The 23,603-nt window shown below is 53.8% G+C and carries 17 protein-coding genes; 5 read left to right on the forward strand and 12 right to left on the reverse strand.

The window, feature by feature from the left end; all coding sequences use genetic code 11:
* Positions 1–2 precede the first annotated feature (2 nt).
* The 3 genes from LG203_RS07700 to LG203_RS07710 all read right to left on the reverse strand — a co-directional run bounded on the left by LG203_RS07700 (position 3) and on the right by LG203_RS07710 (position 6,158).
* On the reverse strand, positions 3–1,862 hold the full coding sequence (locus LG203_RS07700) for an ABC transporter ATP-binding protein (protein ID WP_230345245.1): 1,860 nt from the start codon (positions 1,860–1,862) through the stop codon (positions 3–5).
* The gene (locus tag LG203_RS07705) at positions 1,855–3,639 is read right to left on the reverse strand and encodes an ABC transporter ATP-binding protein (RefSeq protein WP_230345246.1); all 1,785 of its coding nucleotides are present in this window, start codon (positions 3,637–3,639) and stop codon (positions 1,855–1,857) included. The genes LG203_RS07700 and LG203_RS07705 overlap by 8 nt, the downstream gene beginning before the upstream one ends.
* Positions 3,640–3,707: 68 nt before the next feature.
* On the reverse strand, positions 3,708–6,158 hold the full coding sequence (locus LG203_RS07710; RefSeq protein WP_230345247.1) for a TonB-dependent receptor: 2,451 nt from the start codon (positions 6,156–6,158) through the stop codon (positions 3,708–3,710).
* A gap of 507 nt (positions 6,159–6,665) precedes the next feature.
* Here LG203_RS07710 and LG203_RS07715 point away from each other — a divergent pair.
* The 5 genes from LG203_RS07715 (at position 6,666) to LG203_RS07735 (ending at position 12,252) form a co-directional block, all read left to right on the forward strand.
* A complete protein-coding gene (locus LG203_RS07715; protein ID WP_230345248.1) occupies positions 6,666–7,358 on the forward strand; it encodes a class II aldolase/adducin family protein in 693 nt (230 codons plus the stop codon).
* A 63-nt stretch (positions 7,359–7,421) separates the two neighbouring features.
* Entirely contained in the window at positions 7,422–8,021 is a 600-nt protein-coding gene (locus LG203_RS07720) for a nitroreductase family protein (protein ID WP_230345249.1), read from the forward strand.
* Positions 8,022–8,242: 221 nt separating this feature from the next.
* On the forward strand, positions 8,243–9,304 hold the full coding sequence (locus LG203_RS07725) for an LLM class flavin-dependent oxidoreductase (protein ID WP_230345250.1): 1,062 nt from the start codon (positions 8,243–8,245) through the stop codon (positions 9,302–9,304).
* A 10-nt stretch (positions 9,305–9,314) separates the two neighbouring features.
* The gene (locus LG203_RS07730) at positions 9,315–10,487 is read left to right on the forward strand and encodes an LLM class flavin-dependent oxidoreductase (protein WP_230345251.1); all 1,173 of its coding nucleotides are present in this window, start codon (positions 9,315–9,317) and stop codon (positions 10,485–10,487) included.
* Positions 10,488–10,899: 412 nt separating this feature from the next.
* Positions 10,900–12,252 carry a sensor domain-containing protein gene (locus LG203_RS07735; RefSeq protein WP_230345252.1) on the forward strand — a complete coding sequence of 451 codons (1,353 nt, stop codon included), beginning with the start codon at positions 10,900–10,902 and terminating at the stop codon, positions 12,250–12,252.
* Positions 12,253–12,310: 58 nt separating this feature from the next.
* Here LG203_RS07735 and LG203_RS07740 read toward each other — a convergent pair whose 3' ends face one another.
* From LG203_RS07740 to LG203_RS07780, 9 genes are read right to left on the reverse strand one after another with little or no spacing between them, the layout of a single operon-like run.
* A complete protein-coding gene (locus tag LG203_RS07740) occupies positions 12,311–13,282 on the reverse strand; it encodes a UDP-glucose 4-epimerase family protein (protein WP_230345253.1) in 972 nt (323 codons plus the stop codon).
* Positions 13,283–13,334: 52 nt separating this feature from the next.
* On the reverse strand, positions 13,335–14,105 hold the full coding sequence (locus LG203_RS07745) for a glycosyltransferase family 2 protein (RefSeq protein ID WP_230345254.1): 771 nt from the start codon (positions 14,103–14,105) through the stop codon (positions 13,335–13,337).
* A gap of 22 nt (positions 14,106–14,127) precedes the next feature.
* Positions 14,128–15,021, reverse strand: coding sequence for a glycosyltransferase family 2 protein (locus tag LG203_RS07750; RefSeq protein WP_230345255.1), 894 nt, complete (start codon positions 15,019–15,021; stop codon positions 14,128–14,130).
* Positions 15,022–15,033: 12 nt separating this feature from the next.
* On the reverse strand, positions 15,034–16,365 hold the full coding sequence (locus LG203_RS07755) for a hypothetical protein (protein WP_230345256.1): 1,332 nt from the start codon (positions 16,363–16,365) through the stop codon (positions 15,034–15,036).
* 30 nt (positions 16,366–16,395) lie between these two features.
* Positions 16,396–17,262 (reverse strand): class I SAM-dependent methyltransferase, encoded by an 867-nt coding sequence (locus tag LG203_RS07760; RefSeq protein ID WP_230345257.1) that lies wholly within the window; start codon positions 17,260–17,262, stop codon positions 16,396–16,398.
* The gene (locus tag LG203_RS07765) at positions 17,250–18,464 is read right to left on the reverse strand and encodes a polysaccharide pyruvyl transferase family protein (RefSeq protein ID WP_230345258.1); all 1,215 of its coding nucleotides are present in this window, start codon (positions 18,462–18,464) and stop codon (positions 17,250–17,252) included. Before LG203_RS07765 ends, LG203_RS07760 begins: the two co-directional genes overlap by 13 nt.
* 5 nt (positions 18,465–18,469) lie before the next feature.
* Positions 18,470–19,192 (reverse strand): acylneuraminate cytidylyltransferase family protein, encoded by a 723-nt coding sequence (locus LG203_RS07770; RefSeq protein ID WP_230345259.1) that lies wholly within the window; start codon positions 19,190–19,192, stop codon positions 18,470–18,472.
* Positions 19,193–19,194: 2 nt separating this feature from the next.
* Positions 19,195–21,465: an N-acetylneuraminate synthase family protein gene (locus tag LG203_RS07775; RefSeq protein ID WP_230345260.1), complete on the reverse strand. Its 2,271-nt coding sequence runs from the start codon at positions 21,463–21,465 to the stop codon at positions 19,195–19,197.
* Positions 21,455–23,212 (reverse strand): ABC transporter ATP-binding protein, encoded by a 1,758-nt coding sequence (locus LG203_RS07780; protein WP_230345261.1) that lies wholly within the window; start codon positions 23,210–23,212, stop codon positions 21,455–21,457. Before LG203_RS07780 ends, LG203_RS07775 begins: the two co-directional genes overlap by 11 nt.
* Positions 23,213–23,603 lie beyond the last annotated feature (391 nt).

Raw genomic sequence — 23,603 nt, forward strand, 5'->3', positions numbered from 1 at the left:
TCCTAGGCAACAGAGCGCAAGCTGTCATGCTCGGGCACGGATGCTTCTTCATACGCCTTGTATAGCTGGCTGTAGGCACCACCCTTGGCGATGAGAGTGGTGTGGTTGCCGATCTCCTTTACTTCGCCATGCCAGATCACGGCAATACGGTCGGCATCGCGGATCGTGGCGAGCCGGTGGGCAATGACGATGGCGGTGCGGCCTTCGCACAGGCGACGGAAGGCTACCTGCACGCGGCGTTCGGTGTGAATATCCACTGCCGAGGTGGCTTCATCCAGCACCAATACCGATGGGTTGCCCAGATAGGCACGCACCAGGCACACCAGTTGACGCTGACCATGGCTGAGAAATGTCCCGAGCGGGCCGACTTCGGTCTGATAACCCTGTGGCAGGCGTTCCAGCACCTCGTCGGCACCAAGGTCACGTGCGGCACGAATCAGCGCTTCATCGCTGAAATCAGGCGCGGCCAGTCGCAGGTTGTGCAGTACGCTGCCGGAAAACAGCACGTTATCCTGCAGCACGACCCCGACTTTGCGGCGCAACACCTGTTGCGGATACTCACGCACATCCACATCATCCAGCAGCACGGCGCCACCCTGCACTTCGTAAAAGCGCGTCAGCAACTGCACCAGCGTGCTTTTGCCATGGCCGGTCGGGCCAACGATGGCCAGCACTTCGCCTGCCGCCACCTGCAGGTTAAGGTGACGGATCACCGGACGGCTTCCGTCCTGCTGGTAGCCAAACACCACGTCGCGAAATTCAACGCTCCCGCGGGATAGCAAGGGGTTGCGGGGGGTGACTGGGTCATTGATTTCGGGCTCGGTATCCAGCATGAGAAAAATCCGCTGGGCAGACGAGGCGCCCGAGGTATAGCGTTCCAATAGCTCATTCAGCTCCTGCAGCGGGCCCAGGAAAAGATGCACATAGAACAGACTCTGGGCGAGCTGGCCCACGGTCATTTCGTGCTGGGCAATGCCCAGGCCACCGGCGAGCAGGAGGGCCGCCTGCCCCACAGTGCTGAGCAGCTGCGTGGTCGGCAGGAACCAGCCAGTGCGGATATTGCCCTTGACCAGCGTCTGGTTGAAGTCATGTACCAGCGCACTGTAGCGTGCTTCATTGGCATCCTCCTGCACGGTTTGCTTGATGATGCGTACGCCGGAAACGGTCTCCACCAGATGCGCGGTAAACCGGGCGCGCGCTTCGGCGACGCGCGCCCAGTTGTGCTCCGAAATGCGCTTGAACAGCCAGGTGCCCAGAATCAGCAGCGGCGTGATGCTGGCGAGAGCCAGCAGCAGTTTGGGCGAAATCCACCACAGGGCAAACGCCGCGCCCACCAGACGCAGCACCGCAGACAACAGCTCGGGCGGCCCCTGGATCAGCAGGGGTTCCAGCGCATCCACATCGCGGTCGGCGCGCGAGATGATGCGACCAGCCTTGGTGCTATCAAAGTAGCGGATGCTGAGCGCCTGAATATGACGGAATACCCGCACGCGCAGAGTGTTCAGGATGTGAATGGCCGTCGAGCCCGCCAGGTATTGCGAGACTGCGGCGAAGGCAAAGCGCAGTGCCCAGGTCAGGCCCATGCCCAGCGCCATCCATACCAGCAGCGGTGTATTCAGTACCAGCCCTTTTGCGGTCTGGATAAAGCCGTGATCGATGACTTGGCCAACAAACCATGGCCGCAAAAAGATGATGCCGACCAGTACCACCTCAATGCCGATAATGGCGGCAATACGGCCTTTGTAAGGTGCCAGCAGGGGTAACAAACGCCAGAACATATTGCGATCCAGGCTCTTTTTTGCGAGCTTTTGTTCCAGCTCAATGTCATTCAGGGCGCGCTCTTGGCGCAGGGACTCAGCCATGATGGACTCCTACCAGTTCGCGATATTCCGCATGATGTTCAAGCAAATGGGCATGCTGGCCTTCGGCCACGATACGGCCTTTGTCCAGCACGGCGACGCGATCTGCCAGCAGGATGGTGGACAGCTTGCTGGCAATCAGCAGCACGGTCACGGCCTGGCCGCTGGCATCGCGCAGGCGGCGAATGTTATCCAGCACGCGGTGCTCGGTCAGCGCATCCAGTGCGCTGGTGGCATCGTCCAGAATCAGGACGCTGGGGTGCGCCAGGAAGGCACGGGCCAGGCTGATGCGCTGGCGCTGACCGCCGGAGAGCGTAATGCCGCGATCGCCGATGCGGGTCTGCAGGCCATCCGATAGCGAGTCCAGCACATCGCGTGCTGCTGCCAGCTCCAGCGCTTCCAGCAGCTCGGCTTCGCTGGCCTGCGGTCTTGCCAGGCGCAGGTTGGCTTCCAGCGTATCGGAAAACAGAAAGCTTTCTTGCGGCACCACATGGATGCGTCGCCGTAACTCATCCAACCGGAATTGGTGGACGTTGTGCCACCCGGACGATGCGGAGCCGATATCCACCCTGCCATGGTTGGCGTCCAGCAGCCTTGGCAGCAGGGCGGCCAGGGTGCTTTTTCCCGAGCCGGTAATACCGACCAGCGCCAGGATTTCGCCTGGGGCTGCATGTAAATGGCAATGCTGCAAAATGGCGTTGCCACCGGCGGCTTGTACCGTGACATCGTGTAAACGGAAACCGAGCGCTGCTTTGGGGATGCTGTCATTACCGCCCGCGATGGTCGGCGATTCGTCCAGCAGCTCCCAGATACGGCCGGCAGAAGAGCGGGCATCAGCAAATACCTGCATCACGCGGCCGATGGGCTCAATGCGGAAGATCAAGGTGTTGGCGACCAGCAGGGAGGCAATGAGCGCGCCGACTTCCAGTTGGCCTTGTTGGATCAGCCACGCACCAAAGCCCAGAATCCAGACTTGGGAAAGCGCGACCAGCGTTTGCGGCAGTGGCGTATGAACTGCCGCGTAGGCCAGCGCGGTATGCGCATGGCGCACAAAGGTCTGTACAAAGCCCTCAAAAGCACTAATGCGTAAAGACTCCAGGGCAAAAGCCTTGATCACGCGCACGCCGTTAATGCCTTCACTCAGCTCCTGATTCACCTGGTCATAGGCCTGGCCCACGGCGCGATCCAGCGTGACAAGTTGATCAGTCTGGCGAATGAAAATGGCGATGCCCGCCAGCACGAAAGCCAGCGTACCCAGGCCCAGCCATACGTTGTAAAGGCAGAGCAGGCCGATGGAGACCAGTATCCACACACTGGCCTCAAATACCTGGCGCCAGAAGTTGATCAGCGCATCACGTACCTTGTCGGCATCGCGCGTGGTGCGGGTGACCATTTCGCCTACCCCATGCTGCAGGTGATAGGCGAGGTCCAGGCGCTGTACCTGGATCAGAATGCGCTCACGTAGCAGAGACAAGAGATCCTGGCCGATGATCAGCGACAACACGCCGGCAAAGTATTGCAGGATGCCGCGGCCAACCGCAACGGCGATGATGATGGTGATCCAGTACCAAGCCACGGCAAGATCATAGTGGCCATTGGGCAGAAGTTTGATCGCGGTACCGTCATGCACGGCCTGCACGGCATGGCCGATAAGCCAGAGTTGCCAGGCCATACCGGCGTTCACCAGTAAAAACAGAAGGGCGGTCAGACTGAAACGCCATGGCATCGTGCGATAAAGCCACAGGCAGCGCAGCAGTGGATGGGTGGGAGAGATGGACATAGTGCCTCGCATAAAACGTAAAAAGCGGATACCCGGCACGAGGCCGGATATCCGCTATAGGGCTATGTTTAGAAACGTAGCGTCAGGGAAACACCCGCCGTGCGTGGCGCACCGTAAATCGTGGTGGTACCCGTGGCTGGGGCAGCTGGCAATGCGTGAGCAATGTATTCCTTGTCAAAGAGGTTATTGACATAGCCCGTCACTGCCAGGCGATCACCCTTGGTGCTCCAGGTAACGCGAGCATTGACGAGGGAGTAGCCTTCCTGACTCAGTAGCTTGTAATAGAGGTTCTGCTCGATGTTCTGCGCATTCACGAAGTAATGCTGCTCGCTGGTGTAACGCCAATCCAGGCTGGTCACGATTTTGTTGTCGTTTGCCAATGGAATGCGATAGTTGGCCGACAGCAGGGCATTAACCTCGGGGGTACGTACCAGATCATTGCCGTCGTAATTGGTCGTGCTGTTTTGTACTTGCAGCTTGTCAAATTTGCTCGATTGCAAACCAATATTGCCGATCAGGCGCAGATTGCTGGTGGGCAATGCCTCCACTTCAAATTCCGCCCCCTTTACCGTCGCGCTATCCGCATTTTGCAGATAAGACACGGTGGTGGTGGCGCCAGCTGGTACACCTACGACGTTGACCTGTACATCCTTGTAGTCATAGTAGAACAAGGTGGTATTGAAGTTGAGGCGGCCGCCCAGCCATTCCGATTTGTAGCCGATTTCGTAGGAATCCAGCTTTTCCGGCTTCACCGTATTCAGGGCAGCTGTCGCTGTCGCGGCCGTGTTAAAGCCGCCAGACTTTTCGCCGTGTGCATACTTGAAGAAGGTGCGGCTGGTGTCGCTGATCTTGTATTCCGGTGTGAAATCGTAGGTGAAGGAGTTCCAGCGTTTTTCCTGCTCTGCGTCAAAGTTGGTGACCAGGCCAGTCGGGTTGTTGTAGCTGCCGATGTAGCTATCCCACCATTGCCCCAGATTGCTCCAGCTGGCGGCAGTGATACCAGCACCAGAAGCGGAGCGACGGCTCAGTTCCAACTCTTTCTTTTCGGTAGACCAGCGGGCGCCGACGGTGGTTTTGAAAACATCCGTCCAGTTGTACGTGGTGCTACCGAAAACTGCAAAGCTGGAAGCCTTGTGGTTATAGTCGCTATAGCTGAAATTGTTCAAGGCATTGCTGCCACCTGTGACCGCTGGAACGCTACCCACCGGCAAACGCGCCGATGCGCTGTAGGAGTTGATTTCTTCCTTGAACAAATGGATACCAGACAGCCAGTTCCAGCGATCTTCGCGCGGTGAGGCAAAGCGGATTTCCTGCGAATATTGCTTGCTGTCCGCTTTGGTATAGCCCCGTGAGAGTTCCAGCGCGCTGTTGTCGGCATCATTCAGCACGGTCTGGTCCCAATCTTCGTATGCCGAGATCGACGTGAGCGAGTACTTGCCCAAATCCCATTTCAGGGTCAGCGATGCGCCATTCTGTGTTGAGTCGCCCCTGTTTTCGGCATTCGAGCTCACATCCTTGCGGCTGGTACTTGGCACATAGCCAAAACGGAATGCGCCACCTGGGCCAGCACCGGTAACGGTTTGTATGCTGCCGTCCGTGGAGTAATCGCGACGGTGCACATTCAGCAGGGCTTCCAGATTATCCGTCAGCTGGAATAGCAATTGCCCACGTACGGCGGTGTCCTTGACCGCGCCATCGCGCTGACCGGTGAACTGGTTACGGAAATAGCCATCGCGGTCCTGATCATAAAAAGACAAGCGACCAGCCACGCGTTCGCTGACGATTTCGCCGCCCACAGCACCTTCAAAAATGCGCGAGCCATAGTTGCCGATGTCGGCTTTGACGTAGTTATCACCCGTGTTGAACGAAGGCTTCTTGCTGATGATATTCACCGCACCGCCTGTGGTGTTCTTGCCCCACAGCGTGCCTTGCGGACCGCGCAGCACTTCCACCCGGTCCAGGTCAAATAGTGGGAAACCAGTGGCGGTGGCATTGCTGATATAGACATCATCCAGATAGATACCTACCGGGCTGGCCATGTCGATTTGTTGCTGACCGGAACCCACGCCACGAATCCACCAGCGTGGACGGCCATTAAACTGGGTGTTGGCGGAGGCGTTGGGCACGTAGTTGAGTACCTCGCCTGCGGATTTGCCTATACCTTTGTCCTGCAACTCCTTGCCGCTTAAGACGGTAATGGCGGTCGGCACCTTTTGCGCGGTTTCCTCACGCTTGTTGGCAGTCACCACCACGCTGCCAAGGGAGGCTTCACTTTCGCCCTGGCCATTCACTGTGGTTGGCTGGGTAGCTGTCGTGCTGGTGCTTGCGTCGTTCTGTGCATCTTCGGCTGATTTGGTCTGTGCCGTAGAAGCGTCACTGGCAGGCGTGGCGTCGGCGGCATAGGCATGGCTGATGACCAGGCTGCCGATAAAAATGCTACTCACGGCACGCAGTAAAGGTTTGATGATAAAGCGCGTTTGCGCCGGCTGATCTGATGGGCTGCTTGTTGTTATGGTCATGTTGTTTCCTGTTGAGTGCAAATAAATTAACGACGACATGCGCTAGCGCAGAATCTGTGCCAGCAGCAGATGGCTTTCTCGAGTTAACGCTAACTGATTGTTGTAAAAAGATTTAAATGCGATGGTATGTAGTCGCTGCCTATGCGCTGCTGTTTTTGCAGCAACAATTTTTGGTGGGTCTGTTGCGTCTACTGTTGGCAGGGCAACAACGGGCCTCAACCTGCATGCAAGAATCCCGGGCCAGGAAAAAATCGCCGCTGTTGCTCCAGCATCAGCATTGATGGCTGAAGTGTTGCGTGTGGTACAAGCCCGTGGGGTGGACGCTACTGAATAACGATGAAAAATGAAGGGTGAAAGACAGCGGGAATAAGCTTAATCAATTGAAAAATAAGAGATTGATTTTTCGCCGCGATGCACAGGCCATGGGCTGGCACAGGCATTGCCAATACATTGGGGGTCTGGCTATCAAGCCATTAACCGAAACCTCTTAATTTTAAGGAGACCCCGATGTCTAACCCGCTGTCCGAAATTGACCTGATTTCATACGTGGAAGATGCCAAGGCCGATGCCGTTCATGCCTTTGGCGTGCTGAGCCGCAACGGCACCTTGTCTGCCAGCCTGACTTACCATGTCACCCACCTGGTGCCTGGGCACGATAAATTGCTGAATATCCGCTTCCCCGGCGGGTTGGCGCGCGATCAGTCGCCCAGCATTGCCATTACCGAGTTCTCTAAGCATCCCGACCATATCCTGCGTGAATCCCGACTGGATGCCGATACCGTCATCCATGCCCATACCAATTTCCTGTCGGCATGGTCGCTGGCGCATAAGCCATTTCCGATTTTGTATGTGGCCGCGGCGCGCCATCTGGCTGCCCGCGAGATTCCCAATCATCTGGACCGCACACGCAGCGTTTACGACGTCATCAAGGAGCGGCTTGACCAGCATCCCGAGCTGGCACCGCCACCTGCATTGCTGGAGTCGAATGGCGGCGCCAATTTCTGGGGCAAGGGGATTATCAAAACCTCGGAGTTGATCCTGTTTATTGAGGAAGCCGCGCGCTATCAGGCGATTGCCGAGCAGATCGGCGGCGCACAGCTGTACACCCCGGGGGCGCTGGAGTTGCAGTGGCAGCGTACTGGCCTGCTGGATAAAGCCAAGTCCTACACCGGGCGTTATCTGGCCGATATCGCTGGCTAACTGCTGGGCTGGAGGGGCACCCTCTGGCTCACCATCCACTTTGATCAGCATGAGAGCAAGCACATGAGTTTTTCCCGCAGTTCGACATATCCGATTGAACCGGTTTTCCTGCAGCGCTGGTCACCGCGTGCATTCACTGGCGAGGCGATCTCCGATGAGACCTTGTTGGCCCTAGTTGAGGCGGCGCGCTGGGCGCCCTCGGCCAATAATGCTCAGCCCTGGCGTTTTGTCTATCTGCTGCCGGATTCGCCGGATTGGCCGGCTCTGCTGAACACTCTGAATGAGAATAACCGGCGCTGGGCGCCGCAAGCTTCTGCGTTTCTGATCCTGCTTTCCAAGACGACGCATATGCGCCCTGGCGCCAGTGAGTCTACCCACCTTTATAGCCATTCGCTGGATGCTGGTGCTGCCTGGGCTTATCTGGCCCTGCAGGCCGAGACCAGCGGCTGGAGCACTCATCCTATCGGCGGCTACGATAGGGCGGCCTTGCAGGTATTGCTTGGGGTGCCGGAGGGCTATCGGCTGGAAACACTTGTCGCAGTGGGGAAAAGGGGGCCTGCAGAGGCTTTGCCAGACGATCTGCGTAGCCGTGAGCAACCCACGCCGCGCCGTCCACTGGTGGAGATCGTGGCCAAAGATCGCTTCAACTTTGCCACGACTTAGCCTCAACAGGCCTGGCTAAGTCGACAGTTGGTCAGGCAACAGCCCGTTGCTGTGGCAGCAGCTGGCGTGTTGCCACAGCACCAGCTGCCTGCACGCTGCTGATTTTAAAACAGTACTAAGTCTATGGTTTTTATGTGTTTTTATGGGCCTGTGAGAGCGGGCACGCATCCTGCAATATCCAGTTGTCGACCACAGTGTCAACTTTCAACAAGGAAACCGACATGACTATCCAGTTTTACTGGCAGGTGCCTACGCGCGGAGATGGGCGTTTGGCGGATGCTGCTGTCAAGCTGCGCGGGGAGCGTAGCAATGACCAACCTTATTTCACGGCAGGCGTGACAGATCCGCGCGGCCGCCAATTCAATTATTACGATCATCTGCATCAGATTGGCAAGGCGGCGGAGCTGGCGGGCTTTGATGGCCTGCTGGTGCCCAACGATCCGCAAGGCGAAGAGTCCTGGATTGTTGCTGGCTATCTGACGCGTAATACACGTCGCGTGAAAGTCTTGGCCGCTTTTGATTCGGCACGCGGGTCTGCCGTGTATGCCGCCAAAAATGCCGTGAGTTACCAGCGCTACAGCAACAGCCGGTTTGCCTGGCAGATCGCGACACCCGCGGATGCGGCCGAGCGGCGTGCCAATGGCGACTTTATTGATGATGCGGATATTCCGCAGCGCACGGAGGAGTTCGTGACGGTGGCGCGGCATGTGATCACCGAGACGGGCTATAGTTTCAAGGGACGTTTCTTTGAAGTGCTGGAAGGTGGCTTTAAAGGGCCCCTTTCAGGCCAGGCGGTGCCACAGGTATTCCTGACCGGACAGACCGCGGCGGATCTTGCGGTGTCGGCCAAACTGGCGGATGTGCATGTATTTGGAGCGCTGCCACTGGCGGAGTTGAAACCGCATCTGGAGCGCTTGCTAGAACTCTCCGCCAAGGCCAGGCGTCCTGTGCAGGCGGCGTTACGCATTGATTTGCTGGTGCGTGAAACCGCCGCAGAAGCCGTGCACGATGCCGCCCGTCAGGCGCGGCAGCAAGGGCAAACCGCCCTGCCAGACCAAGCCGGTCTGTGGGCTTTGCAAACGCCGGGCACCGGCGCGGCACGCGCCACCCTGGTGGGGGATGCCGATCAGGTGATTGCTACCTTGGCGGACTATGCCGCTGCCGGTATTCGCGTGTTCCAGCTGGGCGCAGTGCCTGCGCTGGAAGAAGCTTACCGCATAGGCGAACAGGTGCTGCCCGCCCTGCGTGCACGCCTTGGTTTAACTCAACAACAGGCCGCCTAAGGAGACGATAATGGCGATTGATATTTTCTGGCGTATTCCTACGCATGGCGAACCCAGCTCACTGTGCAACAAACTTCACCATCGAGGTGACTGGTCGCAGCAGGAGGGTGATCACATAGTGCATCGCGGCCTTGCAGGCGGCGGTAGCGATGGCTTCAACAGCCTGGACTATATTGCCGAGGTGGCCCGCGCCGCCGAAATTTCCGGCTTCCATGGTGGCTTGATCCCATCTTTTCCCATGACCGATGAACCGTGGGCGATTTCCTCTTTTCTTGCGCGCGAAACCAGCACGTTCCGCTTCATGATCGCGTTTCAGCCGGGCTTCCTCAATCCGGTGACGGCGGCCCGCATGACGGCCAGCCTGCAACGTGCGAGCAACGGGCGAGCCTTGTTCAACATCATCACTGGCGGTGGTGGTCCCGCCCAGCTCTGGTGGGGCGATGTGGCGCCGCATGATGACCGCTATGCGCGCACAACCGAGTTTCTGGATGTGCTGCGCGGCTTATGGAAAGGCGGCAGCTACTCTCATCATGGCAAGTTCTACCAGCTGGAAAATGCCGCGCTGCCAGAGCAGCTGCTGGGGCAGGATTTCCCGGAAATCTATTTCTCTGGTTCCTCCGATGCGGCCTTGGTCTCTGCCTCTCAGCACGCCGACTTTTATCTCTCCTGGCTGGAGCCTTTTGATCAGTTGAAGGAGAAGTTCGACAAGGTAAAGGAAAAAACCGACAAACTGGGTCGCAAGGTGAAATGCGCCGTGCGGGTCGATATTGTGGCTCGGGCGACGGAAGAAGAAGCCTGGCGCGAAGTGCGGCGCGGCTTTGAAAACCTGACCGATGCGGATAAAGAGCGCTATGCCCGATTTGCCCAGCAGACAGGGGATTCGGTGGGTGCCAACCGCCAACGCAGCAATACCCCCAAGAATCTGGATAATTACCAGGACTTTATCCTGCACCCCAACGTCTGGTCTGGCTTCAGCCTGCTGCGTGGTGGTCAGACCAATGGTATTGTCGGCAGCTATGAGCAGGTTGCCGAGCGGCTGGATGATTTGGTGAGACTGGGTGCTGACTCTTTTATCCTCGCCAGCACGCCGCACTTGGAAGAAGCTTATCGAGTTGGGGAAGAAGTGTTGCCACTGCTGCAGGGGCATAGCGCCAGAAATTCGGTACTGCGCGCGGTGGGTTAACATCCAGTAGCCAGAATCAGTACTTTGATCTCTGGCTGGTTAACACGTTTGATGGCAAGACAAAAAGCCCAGTCACCACTGGGCTTTTTGCTGGGCACAGCGCTTGTATGTGTCGCACTTGGTCAATGTTGCAGAGGTTTCAGATTGTGCAATCTCAGTATCTTGCGATCTCGTATGGTATTGCCCGGGAGCTTGGGATATTTTTCTGTTTTATGCGTAACTAGATCCGCATTCCGGGGTCTGAACATAATGAAATAAGCTGATGAATATCAGCCCTTGTTGTTTGCCCGGTGAACATGAGGAAGGCATCATGTTTCTTGGTCGTTATCTGTGTATTTGCCTTTTCCTGGCGTTGTGCCTCAACGCTTTTTAGTCTTTCTTAAGTCTGCTTTTAGTGCATGATGAAGTTTCTATGGAAATAAAATCCCACGATCTCTTGGCTAGCTTTATGGACCTCCTGATGGATGCTGTCCTCGCGGTGGATACTGATGGCAAGATTGTCGTGGCAAGTGCGGCTTGCGAACGTGTGTTCGGTTACACCCCGCAAGAAATGGTAGGCATGAATATCTTTGCGATGGTGGTTCCCGAAGACCTTGACCGCACGACGCAATCTGCGCGGGAAGTCATGTCAGGCAACCCACTTTTATATTTCGAAAATCGTTATATCCGCAAGGATGGACAAATTGTCGACATCATGTGGACGGCGCGCTGGTCTCCGGAAGACCAGCTACGCATCGGGGTGGCGCGCGATATCACGGAGCGCAAGCGTGCCGAGGCGCTGCAGGCTGCGCTGTATGCCATTTCAGAAGCCGCGTATGCCGCTGAGGACCTCATATCGCTGTTTCAGCGTATTCATGAGATTGTGGGCAATCTGCTGCCTGCGGACTGTTTTTCCGTCACTCTCTATGACAAGGATACCGATCAGCTAAGCTTTCCATATCTGGTCGATAAACTGGAATGGACCAAGCAGCCGTCCAAGCCCGCAAGCGGTACGCTTTGTGCCCAGATTATCCAGAGCGGGCAGCCGCTGCTGCTCACCCCGGAAGACCTTGCTGCAGGAAGCGAGTTGTTGGAAAACGTGCTTGAGCCCCATGTGCTTAGTTGGCTCGGCGTCCCGCTCAAATCCCATAAAGGCATGATAGGCGTGCTCACGGTAAAGCGTTACCTCGGTGGCGTGAGCTACCACCAGAAGGATAGGGAGCTCCTGCAGTTTGTTTCCACGCAGATTGCCACCGCAATTGAGCGTCAGCAGATGCAGGCCAGGCTTCAACATCTTGCGCAGTATGATCCTCTCACCACCCTACCCAATCGGGAGTTTCTGACGCATCGTCTGGACATCGCACTTACCTCGGCCGAGCGCGAGCAGCGTCACTTATCCCTGCTTTATCTTGATCTGGACAAGTTCAAGCAAGTGAATGACACCTTGGGGCATGATGCTGGTGACTGCTTGTTGCAAGAAGTGGCTACTCGTCTCAAGCTATGCATGCGCGAAACCGACATCGTGGCACGCCTCGGCGGCGATGAGTTTGTCGTGCTGTTGCAGGATGTCTCATCGCCGGAGCAGGCCGCCCTGGTAGCCGACAAGATACGGGGTGTTTTATGCCAGCCTTTCAGCATTGACGGCCGGCTGCTCACCATTCGTCCCAGCATAGGCATTGCGTTCTATCCTGATCATGGACAGGATCGGCATCAATTGCTGAAATATGCGGATAAGGCCATGTATAGCGAGAAGCATTATCGTCAGGGCTTGATATTCCCCTCATGAGGACTTCAGCCAGGCGGTGGTGATCGGTGGGCAGCCAACAGTCGGGAATGCCGTGGTTTCAGTTGCTTGAGTCCTGCAAGCGCTCTGGCTCGTGTGCGTCAATCTTCGCCATTTTTTGCAGTTGCTCTTGCATGGTGACGATGGGCTGCCACCCTAGTAGTTCGCGTGCTTTTGTTACATCCACTGTCAGCGAATCCAGCAAACGTTCTGATATGTCAGACTTTCCCAGCACGCGCGCACTTATCTTAAGCAAGTCTGTGGGTACAGAGACCAGGCGCGGGCTTACCTCATAAGCCTGGGCCACTCTGCGTAACAGTTCGCTTGTCGATACGTCATCCTGATCGGATACAAGAAAGGTTTCATTTGCTGCACGGGGGGAGCGCTCCCGGTCCACGCACAGTGCAATGAAATCAACCAGGTTGTCGAGCGCTAGCAGTGATCGTCTGTTTTTAATGGCGCCCAGCGGAAGGGGAACACCATGCCGAACCCAGCGTAGCATGCTGGCAAAGTTGCCTTTTACCCCGGGGCCATAAATCAAAGGTGGGCGGAGGATGACAATTTCCATGTCAGACTCCATGGAAAGTTGGATGAGGCCTTGCTCGGCCTCCCATTTGGATTGGGCATAAGCGTCTTTCGGCGCGGGCATATCGTTTTCGCAAAATGCGCCCGAATCGCCGTTGACCTTGACTGAGCTCAGGTACACAAATCGCCGCACGCCAGCGATGGCAGCCTGATGTGCCAGGTTAAGGGTGCCGTGCAGGTTGACTTCCCGGAAGGCCGCCAAAGGATCATTGGCGTTATCGCGCATGACATGAACGCGTGCTGCGAGGTGGACTACGCTATCGCAGCCACGCAGGGCGTCGCCAAAGTACGTTTGTGGACCCAGGCTTTCGATCTGGAAAAACGCGTTCTCCGGCGTCGCGGGCCGCCTGCCAAGTTCTACGACAGCGATACCCGTGTGCTGCAGTCGAGCCAGCAAGCCTTTGCCTACGAACCCGGTTGCTCCAGTTATTGCAATGCGAAGTGTCATATCCCTTTCACCAGTCCTGGCCTATCTGCAAAAATTGGGAGCGGCGAATGCCTCATTCATGGATCCCGTCTGTGCGAGGTAATCGCCCCAGGTGTTTGCGAAAATAGTGCAGCATGCTGCCGATGTGCCATCGCATGTAACGAAGATTTTTGTGACTGGCACGCCGCGCATCATGAAATACGGTTGCGTCCGGGCAAAGCAGTACATGGCTACCAGATTTCCAAAGTCGCACGCAGAGGTCAACATCTTCGTAGTAGAGGAAGAAGTGGTCGTCGAATCCTCCCAGACGCTGGAAATCTACTCCGCGAATGAGCATGAGCATGCCCGCTACCCAATCGACAGGGAGGCTGGAAATGCCCGGCGGGACGGCATAACGACCATCGTTTAAGCCCAAGAGTTTGGCGAGGAGAGTCAAGGGTGTCGGGAAGCGTCTGGCACTGTCCTCTGGAGTTCCGTCAGGCGCTAACACGCTTGGTCCAACCAGTCCGACGCGCGTATCCGCCATGCAAGACAGCATTTTGGGGAAAGGGTCGGTCTCGATTCGAATATCCGGATTCATGATGCAAAACCATTCCCCATGCGCATGTTGGAAAGCCGCATTGTGGTTCGCACCAAAGCCTTTAGGCGTGACATTGTCTATTTTCTTGACGACGAACGGAAAGTCTTCCAGCGAGAACGCCATCTCCTCCGGCAGGTTGCACGTCAGGATCACCTCGATTGAGGCGGGGTCGACCCTTGTGGAAATATCCGAAAGCAGTTTCTGGACCAAATCTGCTTGCAAATGGCTCACGATAGAAATTGAAATCAATGGGTTAGCTACCATATGTTTTGTTTAGAGGCGCCGTTCAAAAACCGAGTCTGGTCTTGAGAATAATCAGAATTTTGGTGATGGTCAGGTCAATAAGATTCCGCCATCCAATGTTTGTCACCGCGCATGCTGCCATTCGCAGAGACTTTCCTGTCTGCCCCTCCATATAGACGATGCGCGCAAATGTCGAAAGGACATACCCAGCAGCAGCGGCGGCAGAAAAATAGGGTTTTTTTACGATCAACCAGTGAATGCAAAATGCGCTATTGATACGCCCTGCCTGCACTCGCTTGCGCATGTCAGTGGCCCGAAAATGATAGGAAGCACATTTGAGATTCTGAAATACGAGATTCACTCCCAGCTCCTGCGCGCGCATCATGAAATCTGAATCCTGATGCCGAGTCAGCGTCTCGTCGAACAATACTGTTCTGGCAACATCGACGGGACAAACGAATGTGCTTGTCTGCATGTGCTGTCCCGCAGCAAATACATAATCGGCAACCCGCTCTCCATGACGAATACCCCGGATAGGCAAAAGCGCCCCGGTAGGCCGGTTACGGATCAATTCGAATTTGCCGTAGAGGACAAACCGCTTTGCTGGTAAACGCGCTATTGCCTCCATGGCCCGTTCCAGACGCGTCGGAACCCAGGCGTCATCAGCATCAAGGAATGCAATATATTCCCCCTTGGCGGCCTTGATACCCCGGTTGCGAGAATATGCGCCGTTCATATTGGCATCATTCGTCAGCACCCTCAGGTTTAGCTCTGTCCGGTATTGTTCCAGCACCTCAAGCAAGGTTGCCAGATCGTTTGACGCATCATCGATCACAATCACCTCAAAATCGGTGAAAGTCTGTTGTTTAACGGAGTCCAGAGTTCGAGCAATGGTGGATGATGCGTTGTAACAGGGGATGACAACTGAAAATTTCATACACGAAAGTCTTTACAAGCTTTTTCCCCAACTATCTAGGATCGGGCCAGATAGCTTTACAGGTTGATTAATCAAATTGTTAATTTCCACGCGAGCTTTTTCACCACTCGTATGTATCCAGTCTGCCACCGACTGTTTTCTTAACATTCTTTTTTCTCTCGTGTCGGAATGAATGACTTCATCCACTACACTTAATAATTCACCAGTATTTGATACTCTGCGAACGTCTAGTCTGCATTCGAATGCATATTGTGGATGCATTCCTGTAGCAATGACAGGAATACCCATACTTAAAGCTTCTAAAAGAGCGCCACTACTGGTTGGAGAGATAACAACCGCAGCTCCATGCTGGATTAAATAATCGCTTGTACGCAGCCGACTAAAAACTATGCCGTACTTTTTCTCATAATATGAGATACGCATCTTTTCACCTGCCGGATGCGGAATCGCCACAATTCCCAGATTTTTACAAAGAGGATGGTCTCCTAGCTGATGAAGCAATCGTTCATTTTTTAATGAAGAAACCGTACAGGACAGGATTATCTTCCCACTTTTGGCAATGCTATCCATTGGTATATTTATCGTAGGGTCGCCCATCACTTTAAGGCCATCTGTTTTTGCACCAAGCTGGCTGTAATACTCAAGATCACTTATGCCTCGAAGCAGTGCAACATCCGTAACTATGTCGGCATAACGCCTTACCAAAGCCGTAGGCGCATGAGGTATGTAAACGGATGGAATTTCTCTTTTGCGGGCCTCGGCAACCATCAATCTGGTTTTTATGCTTTCATTGGATGCCACTACTAAGACGCGAGGCTTTTCAATATCCAGGAGGTGCGCTGCGGTATATCTGAATCTGGCAGCGTCATTTATTAAGGGAGCAACAAACGCTAGTATTTTTTTGGAAAATTTAGTACTTAAAGCGGAATATACTTCAGTGGAAATTATGGGGTCAGAGATTGCTACATTTCTTGGTAATAAGCTGGACTTCTCTTCTGTAACGAAGTTTAAAGCAAGGCGTTGATTTCTGGTCACCCAGAAACTCATAACTTGATTGCAGAGCGCATAACCTTCAATTCGTGCAGAGAAATAATTATCTCTCAGAGAGTTGACAAAAGGAAGTTTTAATTTTGCAATCGATAAGAAATACTCTTTGATCCATTGTCCATCAAAAGGCTCAAGTAGCATCAATTTGTTTATCTTAAGGCCTAGATAAGGGCGTATAGCCCAGACCAATGGGTCATGAATATATTCACCCAAGACTTCGTCTATTAATTGCTCTATTTCCCAACTATTGCTGGTTTCCGCGAGTGATATATGAGAATGGAAATTATCTGATGACATATTTAAAAATTAATTGTTGGAGGTTGGTGTTTATTTGTAACCAATCGCCACCAACGAATCCGTTGCGTCTATTCCCGCCAGTATGTCCTGATAACCCCGCTCTAACGGTGCCATAAATGCCCATTTCTCGTGCCCACCCGGTTTTTGTTTTGAAAGCCAATAAAGATGATTGGCTAATGGATAACGCTGATAGCCGGCAATTTCAGCGTTTTGGTATCCGGCGGCTTGCAGGAGCGTTTTCAAACTCTCACGGGTATGAAGAATCAGGTGTTCGCTCCAGAAAGTGAAGCGCTTGAATGCTTCGCAGTCATACAGGGTGAAAAGTGCATCTCTGGCATGGGGTACTTCGATCAGAAGCATGCCTTCGGGGCGCAATACGCGTCGAAGCGAACGGAGAACCTCCAGGGGCTCGGTCAGGTGTTCGAACACATGAAACAGCGTGACGATATCGAGGCTGTTATCTTCTATTGCATCCATACTGTTGACGACATTGTGTCCTTTTGCTGAAACAATTGCTGCGCGTTCTCGACTTGGCTCCAGTCCAGCCGCCCAAGCGGCTTCTGATGCCATTTCGTCGAGCATGCCACCCAGGCCGCAGCCAAAATCCAGCCACCGCTTGTTTCGGATGTATCCACCGAACTCGGCGGCGCGCCGAACATTGTCTTCCAGTCTGGGAGTAACGATATCGGCACCGTGTACGCTGTAGCTGTTTTTTTCTTCGCGTTCTGCGTAATAGGTTTCTGAAACATGGTCGCAGCGCGAGAGGACGATCACCTCTGTCATCGCGTCTCGCAATACGGCAACGTCTTCGCGATCACGTACTCGAGGGTAATAGACTTCCAGGCGGTCGCGGTGTAAAACCCCGAGCTTTTCAAGCGCGATAATCAGGTCGGACATGCTGGGCTCCATGGTTGGGGGCTAGCGTTCAAGGCGCGTTCAATGGTGCGAAGGTTGGCTTCCGTTTCTGTCCATACCTTTTGCTGGGCGGTTGCGATATCGGCATGCACTGTATGTCGATCCTGCTCCAGAGCCTTCAGGGCCGCTTCCAGGTGGTCGGCAAGCTTGGGTGAATCCACTTCAACTCCCCAATCGGGACGCTCGATATCATCAAGCAGGAAGCGCATTTTGTCATGACTGATAATGGACATGATGGGGCGACGCAGGCCGAATGGAATCATTTGCGCATGACCTCGCATGCCAAATGCGAAATCAACGCGAGCATAAAAGTCCATGACTTCTGCCGGGCCTGCGTCGGTCAGGTCGGCCGTGTCGTAATTTACACCTGCTTTATCCAGATACGGTTCGATGTCGCGGTCCATGGTTTTGTGGGCGGCCATGATGATTTTCCAGCCTCGATCCTGTGCCATGCGGACAGCCGCGGCAACATTGTCGAGGACATGGCCGGAGTCCTGTCCGAATCTCAGTGCTGCACGATCGAATGCCGCATTGAAGGCAAATATGCGTTCTTCTTTCGCATCGTGCGCCATCGCGATTTCCCGGTATTCAGGATAAAGTTGCCAGAGTACAGTGGTTGGGCAATATTGCCTGCGCAGTACATCAAATTGCTGTGGCTGCAGGTAGTTTCTCAAGGCATGGATCGAGCCGGTATTTCGTAGCCCGAAGAAGGCACTTTTTTCGGTGAGCGCCCGGATATGCTCAGTAAACACTGGGTCGAAATCATCCTGGCCGCGAAAGCGGTTGTAACCGATGGCGAATATGATCACAGGAATGTCGATGGCATTCACTGCCGATATTTTGCTGTTCCACTGCCAACCGCTGCTACTAACATCACTGCCTGCCTGATCACGCAACAGAAGCCCCCCGCCGCCAATCACGATGCCGTCGAAATTCTGGTTAACCTGAAGTGCATCTTCAAGGGAAAAAGGCTCCCAGGCTTGCCGTAATTCCCAATCACATGGTCCTAGCAGGGTATCAAACGCTTTTCTGACCACCGGAAACAGCAGGGTGTCGCCAGCGTTTCGATTGGCGGAATTGTGCACACCAATATGGAGCAATCGCTTGGCGCCCACGCGACCGCTACTGGTTTTCATGGGCAACTTGACCGGCGGGCCGTAGGTCGTGATGTTACGTAAGGTCATGTTGTTTATTCTTTATCGGATTTCCAGGGCTCAAATGCTTCACAAAATTTACTTGCCAGCGTAAGGTCATCAGGGGCGTTGATGTCGATTGAATGCATATTGTCCATCACGAATCCAAGCGCGTCATCGACATGGAAGGTTCCCGCCCGCTGAAGGATATCGGGTCTGGCCAGAAAGATGGAGCCGTTAACACTGTGCAGCTTTTTGAGACCCTGACGCTGTGCGTTTGGATTTTCTTCGGGAGCAACTCTGACAAGCTTGTCTCCATCCAGGTAGCGCAGATTCGTCATGTATTTGCCCAAGTCGACCACGCTCACTACGCTCGATGCGTGATGGTCGTGAAAGAGCTTGGCTGCCCCCTGTATGTCACTGGCGCGTCGTAGCGGACTGGTCGGCAGCAGCATCATCGCCCCGGCAGGCACATACGCCTCTTCTCTTTTGAGCCACTCCAGCATATGCAATATCACGTGGATGGCGTGGATGTCATCGTTGGCGAGCTCATTCGGCCTTATGCATGGCACCTCGGCCCCCCATTGCCGCGCTACCTTGGCAATTTCTTCGCTGTCCGTAGACACAATGACTCGGGCCACCACATTGGACTTTAGTGCGGCTTCAATGGACCAGGCCAGCAATGGTTTTCCACCAAGGTTGACCAGATTTTTGCCTGGGATGCCCTTGGATCCGCCTCGTGCTGGAATGATGCATACAATCTCATTATTCCCGGACATGGCTAGCCAATCACCTCTGCTAGCGGCTGTGCGGAGAAACTTTTCTCCAGTCTGTCCAGCGCAATCCAGAAACCTTCGCCCCCATTCTTGTGTCCTTGCCAGATTTCTGGAATAAAGGAGATGCCCGGCGACCATTGTTTCAGATCGCGTGCCAGACTTTCGAAATCAATCTCGCCTGCGCCGATCTGCAGGCCTTCATCGTGATGGCCTTTGGCATCGACGATATGAAGATGCGCAACATATTTGCCTACATCGCGCGTGAAGTGCTGCATTGACCAGCCAAAATAGTTGCAGGCCAGTTTGGAATGCGAGATGTCGTAACATATCCGCGTCCCATATTTTTCGCAGAAGCGGGCTATTTCAGTATGGTCCATGAACAGGTTGTGGTAACGCTGTCCTCCGAAGTGCCACGGGAAGGGGGGCATTGTTTGCGGAATAATCTCAACCCCTTCGCTATCAACTTCTGCCAACGCCGCGCCTATGCGGTTGTAAAGCACCTGGCGCTTGGCTTCGGGGAGGAAGTGGTCAGAGGTGAATCCTCCTGCATTGATGATGATCAATGGACGCTCAGTTTTGGGGAAAAATCGTTTGAGATCGCGCGTACGGTTAATGACACGCTGGAGTTCGGCAATCGAGCGAGCGCGGTAAGCATCATCTTCGGAGGATAAGTCCATCACATGGTCGCCCGCGAACAGTTCTGGGCTGTGAATCACGAGACCCAGCGAGGATGGGGTGCTGAAGTAGCTTGATGGGTCCAGGTCGAGATCTCGATAGCTGAAATGAATCTCCACAAAATCCATGGGAACATCTTGTGTTAGTTCCCGGAAGTCATGATAACGGACCGGGATACCCCAGGGCCGGTCAAAGCTATATGGGCGTGGTTGAGCACTTTCACCCATGATGTCGCTTTCGAAGAAAACATCCCCGGGAGACATGTCACGACAGGCCGAGATGCCGAGCAAATCGTTTAGTCGCGATGGCTGCAACCCTCTACCAGGGCTTCGGGCAATAATCATTTCTTCCGAGATTTTTTCACCTTTGCGGATTTCGCGAGCAGCTACCAGAGATTTGGCCAGCACCTCCCGGTTCAGCCTCTCCCCTTGGCTAATGGTACGCGTTGAGCTCGAACCGATGGCCTCTTCGACATTGCGAATGGCTTTAACCATGGTCGCGAATTCGTCAGGTAACAAGCTGACCCTGTGGTCATTACCCTCCATGTTGCGGTCAAGAGTGAAGTGCTTTTCGATAATCTTGGCGCCACGTGCCACGGCTGCGATACATACCTCAAATCCACGCTCATGACCGGAATAGCCTACTGGAACTTGAGAGATTTCCTTCAGGCGATCCAGGTAGGCCAGGTTGATGTCGCTCATGGGGGCAGGATAGGTCGAGTTACAGTGAAGCAGGGCAAATGAGGCTCCCTGTTGCTTGAGCAGCGCAACACTGTCCTGAATTTCCTGCTCCAGGGACATCCCGGTGGATAGGAGCAGCGGCTTTCCGGTTTTTGCTGCAGCCTCAAGCAGGGCATGATTGGTCAAGTCAGCAGAGGCAATCTTGAATCCTTCCAGCCCGTACTCGTCAAGTCGTGCGAGGCTTGCCAGATCCCATGGTGTACAGAGCGGCACCATGCCGCATTGGCGCGTGAAATCCAGGATTTCAAACATCTCATCCACCGAAAGCTGGAATCTCTTCAGCAGGTCAAGGGTATATTCGGAACCCAGGTCTTCGCTCACAGCCTCGCCACTATTGGCGTACAGGCTCTCCATGTCGCGCAGCTGAAATTTGGCGCAATCGGCCCCGGCCTCTGCCGCCAGCTCGACAAGGCGTTTCGCCAGGTCAATGTTGCCGTTGTGATTGTTTCCAATTTCAGCAATCAGAAATGCGGGTTTTTCATGACGAATTTCGTGATTGCCAAATCGTAATACTGGCTCTTCCCGCCAGGCAATGGCGATTAGTCGACCAGCTTCGTCAACAATCGGTATGGAAGTGATCTTGTTTGAAAGGAGAGCCTCTATTTTTTCTGGAGGTTCGCCTTCTCGTACCCAAACAAAGCTGGTATTCGTGATTTGCTGGACAGGTTTCTGAAGATTGATTTCTTGAGTACTGACGACCCAGCGACGAAAGTCGCCATCCGTTACCAAGCCCTCCAGTACCCCTGTTTCAGACAAGCAATAAACCAGACGACGGGTATTGCTGCTTATCTTCTGCAGAGCATGCTGAATCGAATCTTCGTAATATACGATATAGGGCGTGATTTGCTTGCTAATGATCATTACTTTTGCCTTGCATCAATTCCTGAAAATTGCACTCTCGTTTGATAACGCCAGCTTCGACTTCAATGATTCGGTCACACTTGGACAGTGTAGACATTCGATGAGCGATCATAAGAACGGTCATTTCATCATCAAGGCTCGCTATGGTGTCCATGATAGCGAGTTCTGTCGCATCATCCAAAGCACTGGTTGCTTCGTCCAATACCAGAACATCGACATTTTTATATAGTGCCCGGGCGAGTCCAATTCGCTGTCTTTGCCCGCCAGACAAGCGTACGCCACGTTCGCCGACCTTTGTTTTGTAGCCATCCGCGAGGCCTTCGATAAAGTGACTTAATTGAGCTTTTTTTACACTTTGTTCTACCCGATTCATGTCTATCGAAGACGGATCGCAGCCTAAAGCGATATTCTCGGCAATGCTAGCATCGGACAAAAATATTGTTTGGGGGACATGGGCGATCCTGGTTTGCCAGCGCCTGCGGTTATGACCTGACAGGGGAGTTCCTTCGATTTCGACAGTGCCGTGAGTTGGTTCCAGCAGCCCCATCACGAGATCTATCAGCGTGCTTTTGCCGCTACCTGTTTTTCCAATAAATCCGATAGTTTCTCCCCGATGAATAGAAAGATTGATTCCTTTCATGATTTGGGGCCCGTCAGGCGAGTAGGCAAATGACACATCACATAGCGATATCAATACATTATTGTGGAGCTCAGGTGCCTTGTTTTGCTTTTCGATGGCAAGTGCATTATCAGCGGGTATTTCCTGATTAAGCAGCGTCAAAACGTCGTCAATAACGGCCTGATTGCCACTGATGGAGGCCCAGGCTGCATACACTTGCTGCAACTGAGGCAGCAGTTTTTGTGCGCCCAGTGCCAATACTCCCAAGACCGGCACCGCTTCTGCCAGACCGCCCTCCCGACTGACCCACCATGCCAGCACGATCATCAACATCATGCCTATCCCCTCAATAACATAACGAGGCATTGTTCTTATAAAAGAGTTAGTGGCTTGTGCTCGTCGTTGCTGGCTATTTAGCTGGGAAAAACGATTGGAATAAACCCGTTGGGTATTATCAATAATAACGTCACGAATACCCCCCAGGCCCTCCTGTATGGCCTGAATTCGAAGAGATTCCCGGTGAGAGATAATGCTGCTGTTAGCTCGTAAGGTTCGGCGCGAGAATATTGAGGCTCCAACATACAAACAGCTGAACGTCAGCATAGCTACTCCAGCCGTAACAGCATCAACTTGCAATAGCGCCACCAATATAGCCAAGACCATTATCAAGGATACGAAGCCTTGGACTAATGGATTGATAACCTGCTGGACCAGAACATTGACCTTGTTGATACCCCCAATGATTTCACTGGTATTTCTGGCGATATGGTATTTGTAGGGTTGCAAAAGTACCCGTCTGTATATTTCGTTTCCGATATCGCCACCTAACGCAAAAGTGAATCTATTGCTCACATAGAGCAGGGTCACGCGCAACAAGGTGGCGATAAATGCGATGGCCGCGAATAGCAAGGACGCTTCAATCAGCGACAAATCGCAAGGGATGAGGGGAATCTTGCAGGTCCCGCCTCCTGTTTTCCCCGATAAAATCGCCAGAAATGGCACGATGGCACCGAGCGTTGCTACCTCTGCAACTGCTCCAATAAGCATAAGGCCGAACACCATAAAAAACTGCCACTTGCGGCGCGTGGAGAGCTTGCTGTACAGAGTCAATATGTTATTGATTGGCATGGTGGTTTTTGGTTTGGATTATCTATTTCCTGGCTGTTGGCATTTGCTTAAGTATGCGACGTTGAGGATAGTGTTTTCACGCAGTCGTTGCTTGTCTCAAACCATGCTATACACCGCGGCATCATACCTAAAAACTCAGAAAAAATTCGCTCAATGGACTGAAGTGGAATGGTTTTCAAGTGAATAGGATACCATTTCACAAGATGATTTCCTTGTCATCGGTTCCTTGCCGATTATTACTTACTTATCTTTAAACTTGTCATGATTTGCTCATGCCCCTTTGATTAAGTGGCCCTTATCAGCCCTGAAGGACAAGAGTCGCATGAGCCCCGCGTCAGAGTTTGACCAGCGGAGGCCAGATCAGGCGGTCAAAGTGGAGAAACTATGCGCG

Source organism: Methylovorus mays (genome assembly GCF_020531915.1).
Lineage (GTDB): Bacteria > Pseudomonadota > Gammaproteobacteria > Burkholderiales > Methylophilaceae > Methylovorus > Methylovorus mays.